This window comes from Pseudomonas sp. NPDC089396 (assembly GCF_044749545.1).
Classification (GTDB): Bacteria; Pseudomonadota; Gammaproteobacteria; order Pseudomonadales; family Pseudomonadaceae; genus Aquipseudomonas.
The window spans coordinates 109,269-128,035 of sequence record NZ_JBIVIC010000009.1 but is presented as its reverse complement, the minus strand read 5'-3'; the positions used below and the strand labels follow the sequence as shown (position 1 = coordinate 128,035).

Here is an 18,767-nt window from a genome sequence, read left to right as displayed (position 1 = left end):
TAATGTCAAAAGCCGCTTTCGCGCAGGCCAACCCCCAGCAACCATTTGCCCAGCTCGCCCAGCACGCTGCGTTTTTGCCCTTCGATCTGCAGCTTGCCGCGGGTTTCGCGCACGCTGGCCAGCGGCTCATCCAGGGCGATCAGCACCTGGAACAACGCCGCGTTGGGCGTGAGCGATTGGCCGCTGGTGGGCACCGGGCCGCCGAACTGCGAAGACAACATGCGGTGGGCCAACTGCCCGGCGCGGGTGCTGCCGATGGCCAGTACCTTGCCGTGCAGCGCGGTAGCCTGGCCTTCGGGGTAGAACTTCACCGGGTTGCCCACGGCCAGGTGGTGCACCTGGTCCTGGGCGACGTAGGCGTCGACCTGCCAGTGGCTGGGGTCGATCAGGATGCCCAGCGGCTCCTGGCGGTTGAGCCATTGGCCGGGCTGCAAGTCGCGGTCCACGTCCAGCCAGCTGCCGGCGAACGGTGCCTGCAGGTTGAGGCGGGCGATCTCCCGGCGCGCGGAGCGGGCTTCTTCGTTCTGCACCCTCAGGCGTTGCTGGGTGGCGGCATCCTCGGCCAGCCCGCTGGGGTCGGCCAGCAGCCCCGACAACCGCGCCTGGTAGCTGCGCGCACTGGCTTCGCTGCTGCGCATGCGCGAATCCAGGTCCGGTTCATCGAGTACCGCAAGGACCTCACCGGCCTTGACCTGGGCCGGGGCATGCAGGCGCTTGAGCCGTGCCGGGTAGGGCGTGTAGACGCGCAGCTGGTGTTCGGCACGGGCCACGCCCACGGCATCCACCTGGCTGTGCCAAGGCACGGCCAAGGCCAGCACCAACAACCCCAGGCACAGGTAGAACAGCCGCTTGCGCTGCTCGGGAATGAACGCCCGCTGCTGCCACCAGTGACTGAGCTCGCGCTTTACCGGCAAGGCGATGAACCACGCCAATTCGACCATGAACAGTACGATCCCCAGCAGTTTGAAGAAGAACAGGTACACCGCCACGGCGATGCCCAGGAACAGCACCAGGCGATACAGCCAGGTGGCGAAGGCGAACGCCACCAGCAGGCGCCGCTGGCCGACGGGAAACGGCTCCGGCCAGGCCTCGTTCAGCCCCAGCAGATGACGGCGCAAGGCAACCCGCGCCATGGCCGAGGCACGCTCGTGCAAGTTGGGGAAATCGAGCAGGTCACTGAGGATGAAGTAGCCGTCGAAGCGCATGAACGGGCTGGCGTTGAGCGCCAGCGACAGCACCCAGCTGGTGGTCGCCAGGTACAGCAGGGCATTGCGCAGGGCGCCGTCGTCGCTCAAGGCCCAGCCCAAGGTGGCAAGGCCCGCCAGCGACAGTTCGGTGACGATGCCCGCCGAAGCGATCGCCAGCCGTTGGTGGGCGCGCTTGAGCTTCCAGCTTTCGCCGGTGTCGGTGTACAGCATCGGCCACAGCACCAGGAACGCCACGCCCATGTGCCCGACGCGCAAGCCCAGGCGCGTGGCGACCAGCGCATGGCCAAGCTCGTGCAGGGTCTTGGCGACCACCAGCGCCAGGGCGAAGCTGAACAACCCTTCGGTGGAGAACGACTCCACCACCGCATGGGTGAAGCTGTCCCATTGCTGCATCACCAGGATCACCCCCAGCAGGGTCAGGGCGATCACCAGCACGCCGGTGAGTGGATGGAACAGCCAGCCCAGGGCCTTGGCCAGATGTTGCAGGCCGGCTTGCGGGCGCAGCAGCGGGATGCGGAAGAACAGGTAGTGATGCAGCCACCAGCGCCAGCTCGACCAGGTGCGCGCATCGAAGGCGCTCTGCAACCTGGCCAGTTGCTCGGCGCCCGGACGCAACAGGTTGTGTTGTTCGAGAAAGGCACGCAGCGCCAGCACCTGCTCGACATCCGGCTTGAGCGCGCTGTCACGCGACACCTGTTCACTGACCTGGCGCGGTGTCTGGCCCCAGCGCAGCAAGCATTCGAATTCCAGCCAGCCGATGCGGTAGAAGCGGTTGATCACCGTGTCGTGGATCATCCACGCCGGTTCTCCGTCGCGGTTGTCGGCGGCTTCGCACAGGCGCAGGTCTTCGCGCAGCGGCGGCAGTGGCAGGTCGCTGAGGTCGAGCATCACCAGCCACTCCAGGCACGCACGGTGGCCAGGGGGCGACGCAGCAGGTAATAGCCGAGCATCACTCGGCCGCCATACAGCTTGGCGGTACCGTGCAGGCCCAGGCGTGCATGTTCGGAGTGCTCGTCGATGCTGGCCAGCAAGCGGTAGGCGACCACGCCGTCGTCGCCGGGCTTGGCCTGGTAGCTGGTTTCGAGGATCTTGCCCTTGAGCGGGCTGAGCGGGTAGGCGGTGAGGAACAGCGTGACCTCGGCGCCCGGCTCCAGGGCGATGGCGTCGGCCACGGCCAGCTGGATCTGCATCGCCGGTTGCGCCGGGTCGGCCACGTGCAGGATGCGCTCGCCGGTCGACACTGGTTTGCCGATCCAGTCGTTGGGGTCGCTGAACACCGCAACGCCGGCCCGCGGCGACACCACCTGGGTGCGCTGCAACTGGGCCTGCACGGCGGCCAGTTCGGCCCGGCGCTGCTGGGCCCGGCCTTGCAGCAAGGTCAGCTCGTTCTTGCTTTGCGGGTTGTCGAACGCCCGCTGGCTGGCGGCCAGCAGCTCGGCATCGGCCACCGCGACCTCCTTGCCGAGCACCTCGGCGCGGCTGCGCAGGGTGGTTTCATCGAGGGTGAACAACGGCGTGCCGGCTTCCACAGGCTGGTTGGGGCGCACCAGCACCTGGGCGATCACGCCGTCGATGGGCGAGCTGATGATCAGTGCCTGGCGCGAGACGATCTGCGCCGGTGCCAGCGCCGTCTGCCGCACCGGTACCAGCAACAGCGCACCGGCCACCAGCAGTGTCAGCAGCACCTGGCGGCGGCTGGGGCGCCAGCGGCTGATGTGCCGACGGCGGGTGAGCGTGCGCCAGCAGTAGGCCCAGGTGCGCGTCAGGCCGTCGAGTTGCTGGTGCAGCATCGCGGGCGGTTCTGCTTCCAGCAGCAGCACCAATACGCCGAGCCGCTCGCCGTCAGGGCCGTGCAGCGGTATGCACCATAGACCGCTGGGCCACCACTCGGCCCAGCCTTGGGCGATGTCCTGCGGCGGCGTGGCGTTGTCCTGGGTCAACCAGGTGGGTTGCGGTTCGACCAGGCGCTCGGCCAGCCAGCGGCTGGCGCGCTTGAGCCAGACCAGGTACGGCGAGTCTTCGCTGGGCCGCGCCAGGCCCGAGACGCACAGCAGATCGAGGCCGGCCTTGTTCTGCTCGAACACCAGCGCCTGATGGAAGGGCAGCAGCGGGTACAGGTCGTTGGCCATGCTGAACGCCAGGGCGCCCAGCGTTTCGGCGGCCATGGCCTTGTCGCGCAGGGCGTCCAGTTGCAGCAGCAACTGTGGATGGGGGAGCGGCCTATTCACGGTCATGGTCGAACCGCGCGGTGCCGCTCATGCCGGCCATCAGTTCAGGGAAGCGCTGATCAAAGCGCGCTTCCAATTCCACGGTCTGCGCCACGGCATCGACCCGGGCGTTGATGACGCTGACCTTGGCGGGGTAGGTCTTGCCTGTCTCGTGCACGGTCACCTGCAGCGGCTGACCGGGGCTGAGGGACTTCAATTGGCTGGAAGGCACATTGAGGCGCACCTTCAAGGCGCCGTCGCTGACCAGGTCGAACAGCGGCGTACCGGCGCTGACGGTCTGGTAGGGCTTTACATACACCTTGGCGACATGCCCGGAGAACGGCGCCAGCACCTGGCAGTAACTCATCTGCGCCTCACCCATGGCGCGCGCGCCAGCGGCCTTCTGCACTTCGGTGTTGGCTGCGGCCACTTCGATATCGCCCACGGCATCGAGCTTGCGCAGCTGCTTCTTGGCTTCCAGGTTCTGCCGCGCCATGGCCAGCTCGGCCACCGCGACCTTGTCCCGTGCCTGGGCCTCGTTGCAGTTGAAACGTGCCAAGGTGGCGCCCTTGGCCACATGCTCGCCAAAGCGGGTCTTGAGTTCGCCCAAGGTGCCGCTCATCTGGCTGGACAGGGTGGTTTCCAGCTCTGCAGCGAGCAGCACCCGAATCAGTTGTGGGTCTTCGCCCGTAGTTTCTTGCTCGGCATGTACGGCGACACTGGCCAGGGCCAGCAACAGCAGCAGGTAACGGTGTTTAACGACGGGCAACGGCATCCTCGACTCCTTCCTGAGAAACTTCTTGAAGCGCAGCGCGAACGGTTCGAATTCTCATACTAGGAAGGAAACTGGATTTTGCCCAATCGCGCGGTATAGAGGCGCTTGTGGCGCGCCGTGGCGGCAGCCTTGGAGCGCCTGTACTAGGGTGAAGCAGTGCTTCGGGGCATGAGCACGACAAAGAACAGCCTGCTACAAGGCGAACTGCAATGACCGTGGAGCTGACGAATGGGGTGGTGTGCACAAGCAGTGCAAGTGGGGCGGGTGTTGGTCATGTTGCTGGCACTGTGCGGCGCCGGGTTCTGTGCCGCAGCCCCAGATGCTGGACAATTGCCGATGCAGGCCAAGGATCGCGCAGGTTACGCCGATGCCGGCAGTTGCCAGGCCTGTCATGCCGAACAGGCTGGGCAATGGCAGCATTCCGACCATGCCTGGGCGCTGCGCGATGCCAGCGCGGGCAACGTGCTGGGCAACTTCGATGACGTGCGCTACGACCAGGATGGGGTCAAGGCGCGTTTCTATCGCAAGGGCGACAGCTTTTACGTCAACATCGAAGGCGAGGACGGTAAGCCGGCCGACTTCAAGGTGCTCTACACCTTTGGCTATTCGCCGCTGCAGCAATACCTGGTGGCGCTATCGCGGGGACGATTGCAGGCCCTGACCATCGCCTGGGACAGCCGGCCGGCGGAGCAGGGCGGCCAGCGCTGGTTCTCGCTGTATCCCGGGCAACGCTTCGCCCCGGACGATCCGCTGCACTGGACCGGCCGTTACCAGAACTGGAACGGCATGTGCGCCGACTGCCATTCCACCGGTTTGGCCAAGCACTACGACGATGCCAAGGACAGCTTCGCCAGCACCTGGCAGGAAAAGACCGTGGGTTGCCAAGGCTGCCATGGGCCAAGCCAGGCCCATGTCGACTGGGCCACGCGCAACCCAGGTGCCTCGCCTGCCCAGGGGCTGGCAGTGGATTTCAAGGCATTGGGCAGCAAGGGGCTGGTGGAACAGTGTGCCTATTGCCACAGCCGACGGCAGGGGTTGGGCACCGGCCAGTTGCCTGGGCACCCGCAGCTTGACCAGAGCTTGCCGGCCACCCTGCGCAATGGGCTGTATCACGCCGACGGGCAGATCGACGGCGAAGTGTACGAGTACGGCTCGTTCACCCAGAGCAAGATGTATGCCGCCGGGGTCACCTGCACCGACTGCCACAACCCGCACACCACCAAAGTGCGCATCGAAGGCAACGGCCTGTGCCTGCAATGCCACAACACCCAGCCCAACACTGCGCGCTTCGCCGGCTTGCAGGCCAAGGACTACGACAGCCCCGAGCACCATCACCATGCTGCCGGTTCGCCGGGGGCGCAGTGCGTGAGCTGCCACATGCCGAGCAAGGACTACATGGTCGTCGACCCTCGGCGCGACCACGCCCTGCGCATTCCACGGCCCGACCTGGCTGCCCAGGGCATCGGCCCGGATGCCTGCACGGCGTGCCATAAGGACCGCCAGCCAGCATGGGCCGCCAGCGCCATCGACAGTTGGTTCGCCAACCCCAAGCGCCCGGCCCATTACGGCGAGAGCTTCCATGCCGTGCGCGAAGACCCCGCTACTGGCCTTAGCCGACTGGGCTATGTGCTGGCAGACAAGAGCAACCCCGCCATCGTCAGGGCGACCGCCGCCGAGCAGTTGGCGGGCATGGGGCCTGCGGCCAGCAGCAATCTGCGCTGGGCGCTGCAGGACCCGGATGCGGTGGTGCGCGCCTACGCAGTGAACGGCTTCAGCCGCGTGCCGCCCGAGCAGCGCGTGGGGCCCTTGCTGCCGTTGCTGCAGGACCCGACCCTGGCGGTGCGTGACGAAGCCGTGCGGGCACTGGCCGACGTGCCTGCCGCGCAACTGCCTGAAGCCGACCGCCAGCCATACGCCGCCATGCTCGCCAATTACGAGCAGCGCCTGCGCAGCAACGCCGACCTGCCGGGCGGGCGGCTCAACCTGGCGGTGCTGATGCAGCGCCAGGGTCGCGACGAGCAGGCCATGGAGCAATATCGCCAGGCCTTGCGCATGGACCCGTACTTCGTTCCGGCCAGGGTCAACCTGGTGACCCTGGCCAGCGGCAGCCAGCGTTTGGACGATGCCGAGCAGTTGCTGCGTGATGGCGTGGCGCTGGACAAGATGCCGGCGCCGGACCGCGGCAACCTGGCATACATGCTGGCGTTGTTGCTGGTGGAGCGGGGCAAGCCCGAGGAAGCGGTGGGCTGGATGGAGCAGGCTGCCGTGGCGTTGCCGGGCAATACACGGATTCGTTACAACCAGGGGTTGCTGCTGTCGCGGATGAACCGCCGGGATGAGGCGCTGCAGGCGTTGCGCAGTGGCCTGGAGCAGGCGCCGGAGGATACGGATCTGTTGTATTCGCTGATCTACCTGCATGCCCTGGCGGGTGAGCGCGAGCAGGCCTGGCCGTATGTGCAACGGATGCGCGAGGTGGCGCCGGAGGATCAGCGGTTGCGTGGGATCGAACCCTATTGGCAGAAACAGCCTTGAGGGGAAAGCACCGCCCGCGAAGGCAGTGGTGCACCTGTGGGAGCCGGCTTGCCGGCGATAGGGCCCGAACAGGCTATATCGTGGTGCTTGTCCTGGCCTCATCGCCGGCAAGCCGGCTCCCACAGGAATCGCGTCAGCTTTTAGATATTGAGCAAGACAGTTGCTCCCACAAGGATCGCGCAAGTTTCGGATCTTGAGCCCCACCTTGTTCTCTTCACGACACCCCATTGCACCCCACCCCAACCCAACTAGATTTACCAGACCCCTAGCCACCCAGGAACCTTCGCCCCGTGAACACTCACCAACACGTCCAGGCACTGGAAGCCTCGGTCGCGGAAAAGGTCCTCGGCCAGGCCGAGACCATCCGCCACGTGCTGCTGGGCCTGCTCGCCAACGGTCATGTGCTGCTCGAAAGCCTCCCAGGCCTGGCCAAGACCCGCACGGTAAAAGCCCTGGCCACGCACCTGGAGGCGCAGATGCGGCGCATCCAATTCACTCCTGACCTGCTGCCTTCGGACATCACCGGCGGCGAGATCCTGCAGCAGACCGCCGAAGGCAACAGCATCCGTTTCCAGCCCGGCCCGCTGTTCGGCAACGTCATTCTTGCCGACGAAATCAACCGCGCCCCGGCCAAGGTCCAGGCCGCCTTGCTCGAGGCCATGGAAGAGCGGCAGATCACCGTAGCCGGGCAGAGTTACCCGATGCCGGGCCTGTTCATGGTGCTGGCGACTCAGAACCCCATCGAGCAGGAGGGCACCTACCCGTTGCCCGAGGCGCAGATGGACCGCTTCCTGATGAAGCTGCAGCTCGACTACCCAAGCCCGGAAGACGAAACCCAGGTGCTGCGCCTGGTGCGCGAAGAGGACCAGGCCAGCCAGGACGGCGCGGCGCAACCGGCGCGGCTGGCCCAGCAGGTGATCTTCGACGCCCGTCGCGAGGTGGCCCAGGTGCATGTCGCCGCGGCCATCGACCGCTACCTCATCGACCTGGTCAACGCCACCCGCCACCCCGCCGACTACGATGCCGACCTGGCGCGCTGGATCAATATCGGTGCCAGCCCGCGCGGCGGCATCAGCCTCGACCGAGTGTCGCGGGCCCACGCCTGGCTCAACGGCCAGGACTTCGTTTCACCGGACAATGTGCGTGCCGTCGTGCACCCGGTCCTGCGCCACCGCCTGCAGCTGTCCTACGACGCCATCAGCGATGGCGTGAGCGCCGACCAGGTCATCGACCGGCTGCTGGACAAGGTGGCCATTCCCGCCTGACGGAGATGCCCATGAGCAGCGTTGCCGCCGACGGTTTCGTGTATGCCTCCCTCGCCGAATTGATGGCGCTGGAGGCGCGTGCCCGGGGCTTGAGCTTCGTCGCCCGCCAGCCGCTGTCGAGCATCCTCTCCGGCAACCATGCCTCGCGCCTGCGCGGGCGGGGCCTGAGTTTCGATGAGCTGCGCCACTACATCCCCGGCGATGACCTGCGCCACCTCGACTGGCGCGCCTCGCTGCGCTATGGCAAGCCCTTCGTGCGTACCTTCACCGAGGAGCGCGACCGGCCCACGCTGGTGCTGGTCGACCAGCGCATGAGCATGTACTTCGGCTCGCAGCGCTACTTCAAGTCGGTCAGCGCCGCGCAGGTGGCGGCCATCTGCGCGTGGATGGCCTTCCATGCCGGGGACCGGGTCGGTGGCATGGTCTTCGGCAACCAGCAGGTCGACTACGTGCGCCCGTTGCGCAGCCGGGCGCGGGTCGAAGCCTTGTGCAGCGCGCTGGTCAAGGCCAACCATGCGTTGTCGGCGTTTACGGCGGACGCAGAGAACGACGCGCAACTGGACAAGGTGCTGCGCAGCTGCGTGGCCTCGGCGGGCCACGACCACCTGATCTGCATCATCAGCGACTTCGCCGGTATCGGCCCTGACACCCTGCCTTTGCTGCGCCAGTTGCGCCAGCACAACGACGTGATCGCCATCCAGGTCTATGACCCTATCGCCCTGCAGCTGCCGGACAAAGGCCGGCTCAATGTGACCCAGGGCGCCCAGCAGGTGGAACTGGAGGTCGGCCAGCGGCGGATCAGCCGGCCCCTGGGCGAGTTTCTCGCCGGGCGCCTGCGCGATGTCGCCGAACTGCTGCGCCGCAGCCAGGTGCCGTTGCTGCTGGTGAGCACCGGCGACGACAGCCTGGAGCAGTTGCGCCGGGAGCTGGGCCGCCTGGCCCAGGGGCCACGATGACTGCCCCGGTGCCGGCCATCGACCAGCTGCGCGAACTGGCGCCCGGCGCGCCACCGTTCAGCTATCTGCCGCAGACCTGGGCCTGGCTGCTGCTGGGCGTGCTGCTGCTGGCAGCCGTGCTGCTCTGGGCGGCCCTGCGCTGGCGCCGTTGGCAGCGCGACCGTTACCGCCGCGAAGCCCTGCAGCGCCTCGATCAACTGAGCGCTGCCGGGCTGGCCGGCCTGCGCGAATTGCCTGCGCTGCTCAAGCGCGTGGCCTTGTCGATGCCGGATGCGCCGTCGGTGGCCAGCCTGACCGGCGCGCAATGGCAGGCGTTTCTCGCCCAGCGTGCGCGGCAGCCCTTGCCCGAGGGGTTTGCCGACACCCTGCAGCAGCTTGCCTATGCGCCGGATGCCTATTTGCTCACGCTGCAGGCGCCGCAGGTGAACACCTTGTTCAGCACCAGCCGCAGCTGGATCGAGGGGCATCATGTGGCAGTTTGACTACCCCTGGGTGTTCCTGCTGTTGCCCCTGGCCTGGCTGGCCTACCGCGTGCTGGGCGTCTACCAGGAAAGCCGCAGCGCACTGCGGGTGCCGTTTTTCGCCGCCATGAGCCGCGCCGTGGGCAAACAGCCGGGCGCGGCGAGCGCCAGCGGCGGGCGAGGGCAGCTGCTGCTCAATGTGCTGGTCTGGGGGCTGGTGGTCGCCGCTTGTGCCAGGCCGGTGCTGGTGGAGCGGCCGATCCAGCGCGAGCAACCCATTCGCGACATGATGCTGGCCATCGATATCTCGCAATCCATGTCGGCCACCGACTACACCAACGCCGAGGGCCAGCGCACCGACCGCCTGACGGCGGTGAAGTCGGTGGTGCGCGATTTCATTGCCCGGCGCAAGGATGACCGCATCGGCCTGATCGTGTTCGGCACCGGGGCCTATCCCCAGGCGCCATTGACCCTCGACCACGCCAGCCTGCTGATGCTGTTGGACGAAGTGGGCATCGGCATGGCCGGGCCCAACACTGCGCTGGGCGACGCCATCGGCCTGACCATCAAGGCGATGGCCAAGGCCCAGGCGCCAGAGAAGGTGTTGATCCTGCTCACCGACGGCAACGACACCGGCAGCGCCATCACGCCCGACCATGCGGCGCGCCTGGCCCGGGCGAATCATATCGTGGTACATACCATCGGTATCGGTGACCCGCAGGCCACCGGTGATGCCAAGGTCGACCTGGCAGCCCTTCAGGCGATTGCCCGTACCACCGGCGGGCAGTTCTTCCGCGCCGACGATCGCCAGGCGCTGGAGCAGGTGTACGCCACCCTCGACCGCCTGACACCGCACAAGGTCAAGACCTTCAGCCACCAGCCCAAACGCGACCTGTTCGCCTGGCCGCTGGGTGCGGCCCTGGCACTGTTGCTGGCGGGCCAGTTGCTGGCGCTGCTGCGCGCCCGGGTGGCCGGTCGCCAGCCGAAGACCCTGGAGCCCAGGGCATGAACCTCGACCTCAGCGCGTTCCACTTCCTGCGGCCACTGTGGCTGCTGCTCGTGCTGCCGGGTGTATTGCTCCCGGTGCTGTGGCTGCGCCGGCATGACCTGCGCCGCCAGCTCGACGGCATCATCGCCCCGCACCTGGTCGCGCACTTGCTGATCACCCCTAAGGAGCAGCGGCGCTGGCGCCCGGTGCATCTGCTCGGCGCCATCCTGGTGCTCGGCGCCCTGGCCGCTGCAGGGCCGACCTGGGAGCAGGACCTGCCGGATTTCCTGGATGACCGCGCGCCGCTGATCCTCGCTGTGGATCTGTCGCCCTCGATGGCTGCCGCCGACGTACCGCCCAGCCGCCTGGCGGCGGTGCAGCACACCCTGCACGACCTGGTGCTGCGCCGAGGCGGCGCGCGCACCGCGCTGATCGCCTACGCCGGCAGCGCGCACCTGGTGTTGCCGGCCACCGACGACCCGGCGCTGCTCGACACCTTCATCCAGGCCCTGGCCACCGACCTGATGAGCAAGCCCGGCAAGGACGCGCTGGGCGCGATCGACCAGGCGCTCAGGCTGCTGGATGCGGAAAAGACCCCCGGCAGCCTGGTGCTACTCACCGATGGCGCCGATGCCAGCCAGTTCGAGGCGATCGGCAAGCGCCTGCAAGGCAGAGCGCTGCAGGTGCTGGTGCTGGCGGTCGGCAGCCAGTCGACCGGGCCTTTGCGCGATGCCCAGGGCCTGCCCAGGCTCGATGCCGAAGGCCGGCCGGTCCAGGGCGATTTTGATGCCAAGGGCCTTGAAGGCCTGGCCAAGGCGGCGAATGCGCCGCTGGGCAGCCTGTCGCTGAACGACGATGACCTGGACTGGATCGAACTGCATGCCCAGCGCCACTTCAAGGCTGCCAGTGGCCTTGATGCACAGTTGCACTGGAAGGATGCCGGCTATTGGCTGTGCTGGCCTTTGCTGGCGCTGGTGCTGCTCAGCGTGCGCCGGGGCTGGCGGGTGAACTGGCTGCCGGGCCTGCTGCTGGCCTTGCTGCTGGGCGGCACGGCGGAGCCGGCGCGGGCCGGGGCGCTGGCCGATGCCTTCTTCACCGCCGACCAGCAAGGGCGCTGGGCCTTCGAGCATGGGCACTACCCGCAGGCCGCGGCGCAGTTCCACGACCCGTACTGGAAGGGCGTGGCAGCCTACGAGGCCGCCGACTTCCAGGCGGCGCTGGCCAGCCTGGGCAAGGTCGACACGGCACCTGCCTGGTTCTACCAGGGCAACAGCTTCGTGCGCCTGTTCAAGTTCCCCCAGGCCATCGCTGCCTACCAGCAGGCCTTGCGCCTGCAACCCGCGTTTGCGGAGGCCCAGGCCAACCTAGCGCTGGCTGAGGCATTGCTCAAGGACTACGAGGACCAGCAGCAGGCAGACCCGCCCGACGAGAAAGCCGACAAGGTGGTCGAGGACCAGACACCCGCCGCTGGCGGCAAGCAACAGCAGCAACAGACGCCACAGGCAGCCTCGGATGAATTGTGGCTGAACAACCTGACCACCTCGCCGGCGCAGTTCCTCAAGCGCAAGTTCGCGCTCCAGGATGCCGCGCGCCAGCAGACCGCCAAGGAGGCACCATGATCCGTTGGGCCTTGCTCTTGCTGATCTGCCTGGCGGGGTGGGTGAAGGCTGCCGACCCCGAGGTGCGGGTGCAGGCGCGGCTGGTACCTGACACGGCGATCTTGACCGGCGCCACCGTGAGCCTTGAGGTGGACCTACTGGTCGATACCTGGTTCACCGACGCCCCGGTGCTGCCGACCCTGCAACTGGCGGGCGCGGTGGTGAGCCCGCCCAGCGGCGAGGCCCAGCATCTGAACCAGCAGCTCGACGGCAAGGCCTTCTTCGGCCTGCGCTACCACTACCAGATCACCCCCATCCAGGCCCAGCGATTCAGCATCCCGGCGCTGGCCTTCCAGGTCCAGCCGGGCCCGGCCAGTACTGTCATGACGGTGCACAGCCAGCCGCTGGCGTTCGAGGCCAAGGGGCCGGCCAGCACCTCCGGCGAACAGCGCCTGGTCGCCCAGCAGGTCGAACTGACCCAGGCCATCGAGCCCTCGCACAGTCCGTTGCGGGCCGGTGACAGCATCATCCGTCGCCTGCACATCAAGGCCCCCGGCGCCCAGGCCATGCTGATTCCGCCGCCGCGTTTCGCCGAGGTCGATGGCCTCAAGCGCTATGTCTCGACCCCCCACGTCACGCAGCTCAGCGATGGTCGTGGCGGCACGCTCGGCGGCCAGCGCGAAGACAGCGTCAGCTATGTGGCCACGGCGGCGGGGCGCTACCGTCTGCCGGCCATCGAGGTGAAATGGTGGGATGCGGCCACGGGCGAGCCGCACACGGCCTCGGTGCCCGCCGTGGACGTGGTCGCCGAGGCGGGTAGCTACCAGGCGCCATTCTCCCTCAAGGAAGACTTGCGCGCCCTGGGGCAGGGCGCGCAAGTCAGTATTGCCAGCCATTGGTTACTGCTGCTGGCGTTGCTGCTGGTGCTGGGAAGCCTGGCGTGGGTTGGGCGCGCATGGGGGCGGGCGGGCTGGCAGTGGCTGCGGCACTGGCGGGCGCGGCGCCATCAGGCCTGGCTCGACTCGCCCGGCTACGCCTGGCGCCAGGCCCGCCAGCAGTGCGCCCACCAGCCGGCGCGGCTGGACGGCGTGTACCTGTGGGTACGGCGCTGCACCGGGCGACGCACCCTGTCGTCAAGTGAACATCCCTCGGCCGGGCAGTCGCAGGACGATTTGCTAGCCTTTTTCCAAGCTGCCTATGGTGCCCAGGCCAATCACGCGCCAGGCCCAGGCGAGCGCAAGCAGTTGCTGCAGCGCCTGCGCCAGGGCCCTGCCGCGGGCCAGGGCAGTTCTCCAGGCAAACACGGGCTTCATGAATTGAACCCATGAAACGGCTCATTCAGGTAAACGCAAGGACGGTAATGCATGCGCGAATCGACAACTGGCGTTTTCCAGCGCGGTCTGCTGTACCTGTTACTGATGCTGCTGCCGCTGCTGGCCCAGGCGGCCGACCCCCTGCCGGGCTGGCGCGAAGGTCCCTCGCGCAGCGCCATCATGGCCTTCGTCGAGGCCGTCAGCCAGCCCGGTGGCCCGGACTTCGTCGCACCCGCCGAGCGCATCGCCGTGTTCGACAACGACGGCACCCTGTGGAGCGAGCAACCGCTGTATTTCGAAGTGCTGTTCGCCATTGACGAGGTCAAGCGCCTGGCCCCCGAACACCCCGAATGGCGCACCCAGCAGCCGTTCAAGGCGGTGCTGGAAAGCGACCACCAGGCCCTGGCCGCCCAGGGCATGGAGGGCCTGCTGAAGATCGTCGCCGCCACCCATTCGGGCATGAGCAGCGCCGACTTCATCGCCCGCAGCCGCAGCTGGCTGGCCAGCGCCCGCCATCCGCGCACCGGCAAGCCCTACACCGAGATGGTGTTCCAGCCGATGCTGGAACTGCTGGCCTACCTGCGTGACAACGGCTTCAAGACCTACATCGTGTCCGGCGGCGAGGTGAGCTTCATGCGCGCCTTTGCCGAAGAGGTGTACGGCATTCCCCCCGAGCAGGTGATCGGCACTACCTTCGCTGCCACCTTCCAGGACCAGCAGGGCAAGTTGAGCATCCAGCGTCTGCCGAAGATCCAGCACAACGACGACGGCCCCGGCAAGCCGGTGAGCATCGACTGGATCATCGGCCGGCGCCCGATCCTGGCCTTTGGCAATTCCGACGGTGACCTGCAGATGCTGCAGTGGACCATGGCCGGCCCGGGCCGGCGCTTTGCCGGCCTGGTGCACCACACCGACGCCCACCGCGAATGGGCCTACGACCGCACGAGCAAGGTCGGGCACCTGGACAAGGCCCTCGACCAGGCGCAAGCCAAGGGCTGGACGGTGGTGGACATGGCCGGGGACTGGCGCCGCGTATACCCCTTTGAAGCACCCTGAAATTTTTAACAACAACCGCAGGCGTACAGGGCCAGCCCCGTGTCGGCAAAACCCATGTGCACGAAGTCGTGGACTAAAGCAGTGACGTGAAACGGAGAGCGTAGCTATGAAGTCCAGAAGAGCATGGTTGTCGGCGGCCGCCCTCGCGGCCACGGCAACGTTCGCGGCGGGGCTGGCCAGTGCGGCAGACAAGCCGAACATCCTGGTGATATTCGGCGACGATATCGGCCAGACCAACATCAGTGCTTACGGCAAGGGCGTGGTGGGTTACCAGACACCGAACATCGACCGTATCGCCAAGGAAGGGATGCTGTTCACCGATTACTATGCGGAGAACAGTTGCACGGCAGGGCGTTCGACCTTCATCACCGGCCAGTCGGCATTGCGCACCGGCCTGTCCAAGGTCGGCATGCCGGGTGTGCCGGTCGGCCTGCAGGCGCGTGACGTGACCATTGCCCAAGTGCTCAAGGCCGAAGGCTACGCCACCGGGCAGTTCGGCAAGAACCACCTGGGCGACCGTGATGAATACCTGCCCACCAACCATGGCTTCGACGAGTTCTTCGGCAACCTCTACCACCTGAACGCCGAAGAGGAACCTGAGCGCCCCTACTGGCCCAAGGATGACCAGGAGTTCATCAAGGCCGCCTCGCCACGCGGGGTGATCAAATCCAGCGCCGATGGCAAGATCGAGGACACCGGCGCCCTGACCAAGAAGCGCATGGAGACCATCGACGACGAAACCACCCAGGCCGCGATCAACTTCATCGACAAGCAGGTCAAGGCCAACAAACCGTTCTTCGTATGGATGAACACCACCCGCATGCACGCCTTCACCCATGTGCGCGAGTCGATGCAAGGGCAGAGCGGCATGGTCGGCAACGAGTATGCCGATGGCATGCTCGAGCATGACGGCGATGTCGGCAAGCTGCTCAAGACCTTGGATGATCTGAAGATCGCCGACAACACCATCGTCGTCTACACCACCGACAATGGCCCGAACCAGTGGTCCTGGCCGGATGCGGCGACTACCCCGTTCCGCAACGAAAAGAACTCCAACTGGGAAGGTGCCTTCAGGGTGCCGGCCATGGTGCGCTGGCCAGGCAAGATCAAGCCTGACTCGGTGAACACCCAGATGATGTCCGGCCTGGACTGGTTCCCGACCTTGCTGGCGGCAACCGGCGATACCGATATCAAGGACCGCCTGCTCAAGGGCGCTGACGTGGGTGGCAAGAACTTCAAGGTGCACCTGGACGGCTTCAACCAGCTCGACATGCTCACCGGCAAGACCGACAAGAGCGCGCGCAGCGAGTTCTATTACTTCAACGATGATGGTGAACTGGTGTCGATGCGTTATGGCGACTGGAAGATCGTCTTCTGCGAGCAGCGTGCACCGGGTGGCTTCGCGGTCTGGAGCGAACCGTTCACCTGCCTGCGGGTACCGAAGATGTTCAACCTGCGCATGGACCCCTACGAGCGCGCCGATGTGGTGTCTGACCAATACAATGACTGGCTGACCAAGAACGACTACCTTGTCTTCAACGGTATCAAGAAGGCTGCCGCGTTCCTGCAGACCTTCGTCGACTACCCGCCAAGCCAGCGGCCAGCGAGCTTCAGCATCGACCAGATCCGTGCCGATGTGGACAAGAAGATCGAGGAGAAGATGAACAAGCAGTAACCCCCTGAAGGCTTGCGCGATCCCTGTGGGAGCCGGCTTGCCGGCGATGAGACCGTCCGAGGCACAACTCTTGCCTGTTCGGGCCTTATCGCCGGCAAGCCGGCTCCCACAGGTACAGCGCAGGCTTTGGAAATCGTGGTGTACCTGTAGGCGTTTTTTGCAGTGCCAACCTTCACCAGACAAGGGCTTCGTGCATGGCATCATCAGCAGCATCCTCCGTCGTCTCCGACGCGCCGCACAGCAAGGCGCACCTGCAGGTGCTGTTACCCGCCACGTTGCTCTTCCTCTCCGGCGCCGCCGGCCTGGTCTATCAAGTCCTCTGGATCAAACAACTGTCGCTGGTGGTCGGTGTGGAAGTGCACGCCGTGGCCACCGGCATCAGTGCCTTCTTCGCCGGCCTGGCCCTGGGCGGCCTGCTGTTCGGGCGCTGGGCCGACCGCTTGCAGCGCCCGGTGCTGCTCTACGTGTGCCTGGAGCTGGCCGTGGCCGCACTCGGCATCGGCGCCACCCTGGGCCTGGCCCACGCCGCCGGGCCTTTCGCTCGGCTGGAAGGTAGCGCCGGCTTGTTCGCCTGGGCTTTGCCGTTCGCTCTGGTCGGGCTCCCGGCGTTGCTCATGGGCGGCACCTTGCCGGTGCTGGTACGCGCACTGGCACCGGCCACGGGCCAACTGGCAGAGGCTGGCGGCCGGCTGTACGCGGCGAACACCGCCGGCGCCATCGCTGGCACCTTGCTGGCCGCCTTCGTGCTGCTGCCCCGCCTGGGCGTCAGCGGCAGCGCCTGCGCCGCCGCCTCGCTCAACCTGCTGGCAGCCCTGGGCGCCTGGCTGGCACGCCGGCGCGATGCCGCGCTGCCGCCGCCGGCCACGTTGTCGTCGACCCCGCGCAGCGCGCAGGCGCGGCTCGCCATTGGCCTGTACTGCATCGCCGGGGGCGTGGCCCTGGGTTACGAAGTGGTGTGGAGCCAGTCGATCGTGCCGTTCATGAGCACCCGTGCGTTCGCCTTTTCCGTGGTACTGGCCACCTACCTGGGCGGTTTGCTCGCTGGCAGTGCCCTGTATGCCCGGCGCGCCGACCGTATCCGCGACCCCTGGGGCCTGTTCGGCCTGCTGATCGCCGTGGCCGGCTTGCTCGCCCTGTTGCAGCTCGCCGGGCTGGGGCGCTGGCTGGTGCTGGCGCAGACCCAGGCGGAAATGCTCGCCCTGCAGGTGTTCGGCAGCGAACTGGCCGGCATGTGCGCCCGTTTTGCCACCGCGGCGCTGTGCATGGTGCTGCTGCCGACCACCTTGCTCGGCGCGGCCTTCCCGCTGGCCTTGCGCCTGGCGGTGGACAGCGGCCATGTCGGCCGCGACGTGGGCGCGGTGGTGGCACTCAATACCCTGGGCGGCATCGTCGGCGTGCTGCTCACCGGCTTCGTGCTGGTGCCGCAGCTGGGTCTGGTACGCGCCCTGGGCGTGCTGGCCTGCCTGGCCGCGCTGGTCGGCCTGCTGGCGGTATGGCGCGGCCAGGGCGTGCGGCGCCCGGCGGCTGTGGCGGTCATCGCGGTAGCCGCTGCGACCTTGCTGGTGGCGATCCTCACGCCGCCCCAGCGCCTGGCCGAACTGCTGCCGGGCGCGCGCAACGGTCAGCTCACCTACTACCACGAGGGCAAGGGCGGCACCGTGGCGGTGGTCAGCCAGGGGCGCCAGGGCCAGACCTTCAGTCGCTTGTACATCCAGGGCGTGTCCAACACCGGCGATGCCATGCCGTCGCTGCGCTACATGCGCCTGCAGGCCTTGTTGCCCCTGCTGATCCACCGCGGCGAGCCACGTTCGGCGCTGGTGATCGGCTTCGGCACCGGCATCACCGCCGGGGCGATGCTGCGCTACCCGGGGCTGGAACGCCCGGTGGTGGCCGAGTTGCTGCCAGAAGTGCTGCAAGCGGCGCCGCAGTTCAAGGGCAACTTCGCTGCCGTGAGCGACCCGCGCCTGGATATCCGCCTGCGCGATGGCCGTCGCGAACTGCTGCGCAGCGAGGAGCGTTACGACCTGGTGACGCTGGAACCGCCACCGCCGTCGGCCGCTGGCGTGGTCAACCTGTATTCCCGCGACTTCTACCAGCTGGCCGCCGCGCGCCTGCAGCCCAACGGGCTGGTGGCGCAGTGGCTGCCACTGCCGACCCAGAACGAAGAAGACAGCCGTGCGCTGGTGCGCAGCTTCATCGACGTATTCCCCCATGCGTCGCTGTGGACCACCGAGTTCCACGAGATGCTCCTGATCGGCTCGCTGCAGCCGCTGGAACTGGACGTGCCACGGATTCGCCAGCGCCTGGCGCAATCACCGGTGGCCGCAGCCCTGGCCGAAGTCGGGGTCGATTCGGCGCAGGCCCTGCTGGCGACCTGGATCACCGACCGCGCCGGTCTCGAACGTTTCGCCGGCGGTGTCCCGCCGGTGACCGACGACCAGCCCCGCATCGAATACGCCGGCTGGGTGCGCCCGCGGGAAATCACCCGTGTGCTGCCGACCTTGCTCGCACTCAAGGGCGCGCCGCCCCTGCAGGGAGCAGAGCCTGCCTTCGCCAGCGCGGTGAATGACCGCTGGCGGGCGCTGGAGCGCTTCTACAGCCTCAGCCTGCATGCCTACAACGGCAACCGTCAGGCCTGGGCGCGGGAGGCCCGCGAGCTGGCCCGCAGCGATGGCGACAACCCTTATTTCCGCTGGTTCCTGGGGCCGGGCCCCGGCCAGTGAACCCTGTGCT

Annotated in this window: 13 protein-coding genes; 10 read left to right on the top strand and 3 right to left on the bottom strand. The window is 67.2% G+C overall.

All coding sequences use genetic code 11. The features are described 5' to 3' along the window. Window positions 1-5: 5 nt before the first annotated feature. From ACIPZB_RS18370 to ACIPZB_RS18360, 3 genes are read right to left on the bottom strand one after another with little or no spacing between them, the layout of a single operon-like run. Window positions 6-2,096 carry an HlyD family efflux transporter periplasmic adaptor subunit gene (locus ACIPZB_RS18370; RefSeq protein WP_400641970.1) on the bottom strand — a complete coding sequence of 697 codons (2,091 nt, stop codon included), beginning with the start codon at window positions 2,094-2,096 and terminating at the stop codon, window positions 6-8. Next, the gene (locus tag ACIPZB_RS18365) at window positions 2,096-3,442 is read right to left on the bottom strand and encodes an efflux RND transporter periplasmic adaptor subunit (protein ID WP_400641969.1); all 1,347 of its coding nucleotides are present in this window, start codon (window positions 3,440-3,442) and stop codon (window positions 2,096-2,098) included. The genes ACIPZB_RS18370 and ACIPZB_RS18365 overlap by 1 nt, the downstream gene beginning before the upstream one ends. Beyond that, window positions 3,429-4,190, bottom strand: coding sequence for an efflux RND transporter periplasmic adaptor subunit (locus ACIPZB_RS18360; RefSeq protein WP_400641968.1), 762 nt, complete (start codon window positions 4,188-4,190; stop codon window positions 3,429-3,431). The genes ACIPZB_RS18365 and ACIPZB_RS18360 overlap by 14 nt, the downstream gene beginning before the upstream one ends. Before the next feature lie 273 nt (window positions 4,191-4,463). Here ACIPZB_RS18360 and ACIPZB_RS18355 point away from each other — a divergent pair, with 273 nt between their 5' ends. The 10 genes from ACIPZB_RS18355 to ACIPZB_RS18310 all read left to right on the top strand — a co-directional run bounded on the left by ACIPZB_RS18355 (window position 4,464) and on the right by ACIPZB_RS18310 (window position 18,757). Then, window positions 4,464-6,722, top strand: a complete 2,259-nt coding sequence (locus ACIPZB_RS18355) for a tetratricopeptide repeat protein (RefSeq protein WP_400641967.1) — start codon at window positions 4,464-4,466, stop codon at window positions 6,720-6,722. Between the two features lie 290 nt (window positions 6,723-7,012). Further along, window positions 7,013-7,987 carry an AAA family ATPase gene (locus ACIPZB_RS18350; protein ID WP_400641966.1) on the top strand — a complete coding sequence of 325 codons (975 nt, stop codon included), beginning with the start codon at window positions 7,013-7,015 and terminating at the stop codon, window positions 7,985-7,987. A gap of 5 nt (window positions 7,988-7,992) precedes the next feature. Next, window positions 7,993-8,943: a DUF58 domain-containing protein gene (locus ACIPZB_RS18345; protein ID WP_400641965.1), complete on the top strand. Its 951-nt coding sequence runs from the start codon at window positions 7,993-7,995 to the stop codon at window positions 8,941-8,943. Continuing rightward, entirely contained in the window at window positions 8,940-9,425 is a 486-nt protein-coding gene (locus ACIPZB_RS18340) for a DUF4381 domain-containing protein (RefSeq protein ID WP_400641964.1), read from the top strand. The genes ACIPZB_RS18345 and ACIPZB_RS18340 overlap by 4 nt, the downstream gene beginning before the upstream one ends. After that, window positions 9,412-10,413, top strand: a complete 1,002-nt coding sequence (locus ACIPZB_RS18335; RefSeq protein ID WP_400641963.1) for a vWA domain-containing protein — start codon at window positions 9,412-9,414, stop codon at window positions 10,411-10,413. Before ACIPZB_RS18340 ends, ACIPZB_RS18335 begins: the two co-directional genes overlap by 14 nt. Beyond that, window positions 10,410-12,011, top strand: coding sequence for a VWA domain-containing protein (locus ACIPZB_RS18330; protein ID WP_400641962.1), 1,602 nt, complete (start codon window positions 10,410-10,412; stop codon window positions 12,009-12,011). The genes ACIPZB_RS18335 and ACIPZB_RS18330 overlap by 4 nt, the downstream gene beginning before the upstream one ends. Continuing rightward, window positions 12,008-13,318: a hypothetical protein gene (locus ACIPZB_RS18325; protein WP_400641961.1), complete on the top strand. Its 1,311-nt coding sequence runs from the start codon at window positions 12,008-12,010 to the stop codon at window positions 13,316-13,318. Before ACIPZB_RS18330 ends, ACIPZB_RS18325 begins: the two co-directional genes overlap by 4 nt. Before the next feature lie 36 nt (window positions 13,319-13,354). Continuing rightward, entirely contained in the window at window positions 13,355-14,359 is a 1,005-nt protein-coding gene (locus ACIPZB_RS18320) for an HAD family hydrolase (RefSeq protein WP_400641960.1), read from the top strand. A gap of 106 nt (window positions 14,360-14,465) precedes the next feature. After that, window positions 14,466-16,034 carry an arylsulfatase gene (locus ACIPZB_RS18315; RefSeq protein WP_400641959.1) on the top strand — a complete coding sequence of 523 codons (1,569 nt, stop codon included), beginning with the start codon at window positions 14,466-14,468 and terminating at the stop codon, window positions 16,032-16,034. A gap of 194 nt (window positions 16,035-16,228) precedes the next feature. Continuing rightward, window positions 16,229-18,757 carry a fused MFS/spermidine synthase gene (locus ACIPZB_RS18310; protein ID WP_400641958.1) on the top strand — a complete coding sequence of 843 codons (2,529 nt, stop codon included), beginning with the start codon at window positions 16,229-16,231 and terminating at the stop codon, window positions 18,755-18,757. Window positions 18,758-18,767 lie beyond the last annotated feature (10 nt).

Excerpts from the sequence above, each read along its gene's own strand:
- ACIPZB_RS18315 (WP_400641959.1), top strand. The coding sequence starts at position 14,466 with ATGAAGTCCAGAAGAGCATGGTTGTCGGCGGCCGCCCTCGCGGCCACG.
- ACIPZB_RS18325 (WP_400641961.1), top strand. The coding sequence starts at position 12,008 with ATGATCCGTTGGGCCTTGCTCTTGCTGATCTGCCTGGCGGGGTGGGTG.
- ACIPZB_RS18340 (WP_400641964.1), top strand. The coding sequence starts at position 8,940 with ATGACTGCCCCGGTGCCGGCCATCGACCAGCTGCGCGAACTGGCGCCC.
- ACIPZB_RS18310 (WP_400641958.1), top strand. The coding sequence starts at position 16,229 with ATGGCATCATCAGCAGCATCCTCCGTCGTCTCCGACGCGCCGCACAGC.
- ACIPZB_RS18320 (WP_400641960.1), top strand. The coding sequence starts at position 13,355 with ATGCGCGAATCGACAACTGGCGTTTTCCAGCGCGGTCTGCTGTACCTG.
- ACIPZB_RS18365 (WP_400641969.1), bottom strand. The coding sequence starts at position 3,442 with ATGACCGTGAATAGGCCGCTCCCCCATCCACAGTTGCTGCTGCAACTG.
- ACIPZB_RS18370 (WP_400641970.1), bottom strand. The coding sequence starts at position 2,096 with ATGCTCGACCTCAGCGACCTGCCACTGCCGCCGCTGCGCGAAGACCTG.
- ACIPZB_RS18330 (WP_400641962.1), top strand. The coding sequence starts at position 10,410 with ATGAACCTCGACCTCAGCGCGTTCCACTTCCTGCGGCCACTGTGGCTG.
- ACIPZB_RS18355 (WP_400641967.1), top strand. The coding sequence starts at position 4,464 with ATGTTGCTGGCACTGTGCGGCGCCGGGTTCTGTGCCGCAGCCCCAGAT.
- ACIPZB_RS18335 (WP_400641963.1), top strand. The coding sequence starts at position 9,412 with ATGTGGCAGTTTGACTACCCCTGGGTGTTCCTGCTGTTGCCCCTGGCC.
- ACIPZB_RS18360 (WP_400641968.1), bottom strand. The coding sequence starts at position 4,190 with ATGCCGTTGCCCGTCGTTAAACACCGTTACCTGCTGCTGTTGCTGGCC.
- ACIPZB_RS18345 (WP_400641965.1), top strand. The coding sequence starts at position 7,993 with ATGCCCATGAGCAGCGTTGCCGCCGACGGTTTCGTGTATGCCTCCCTC.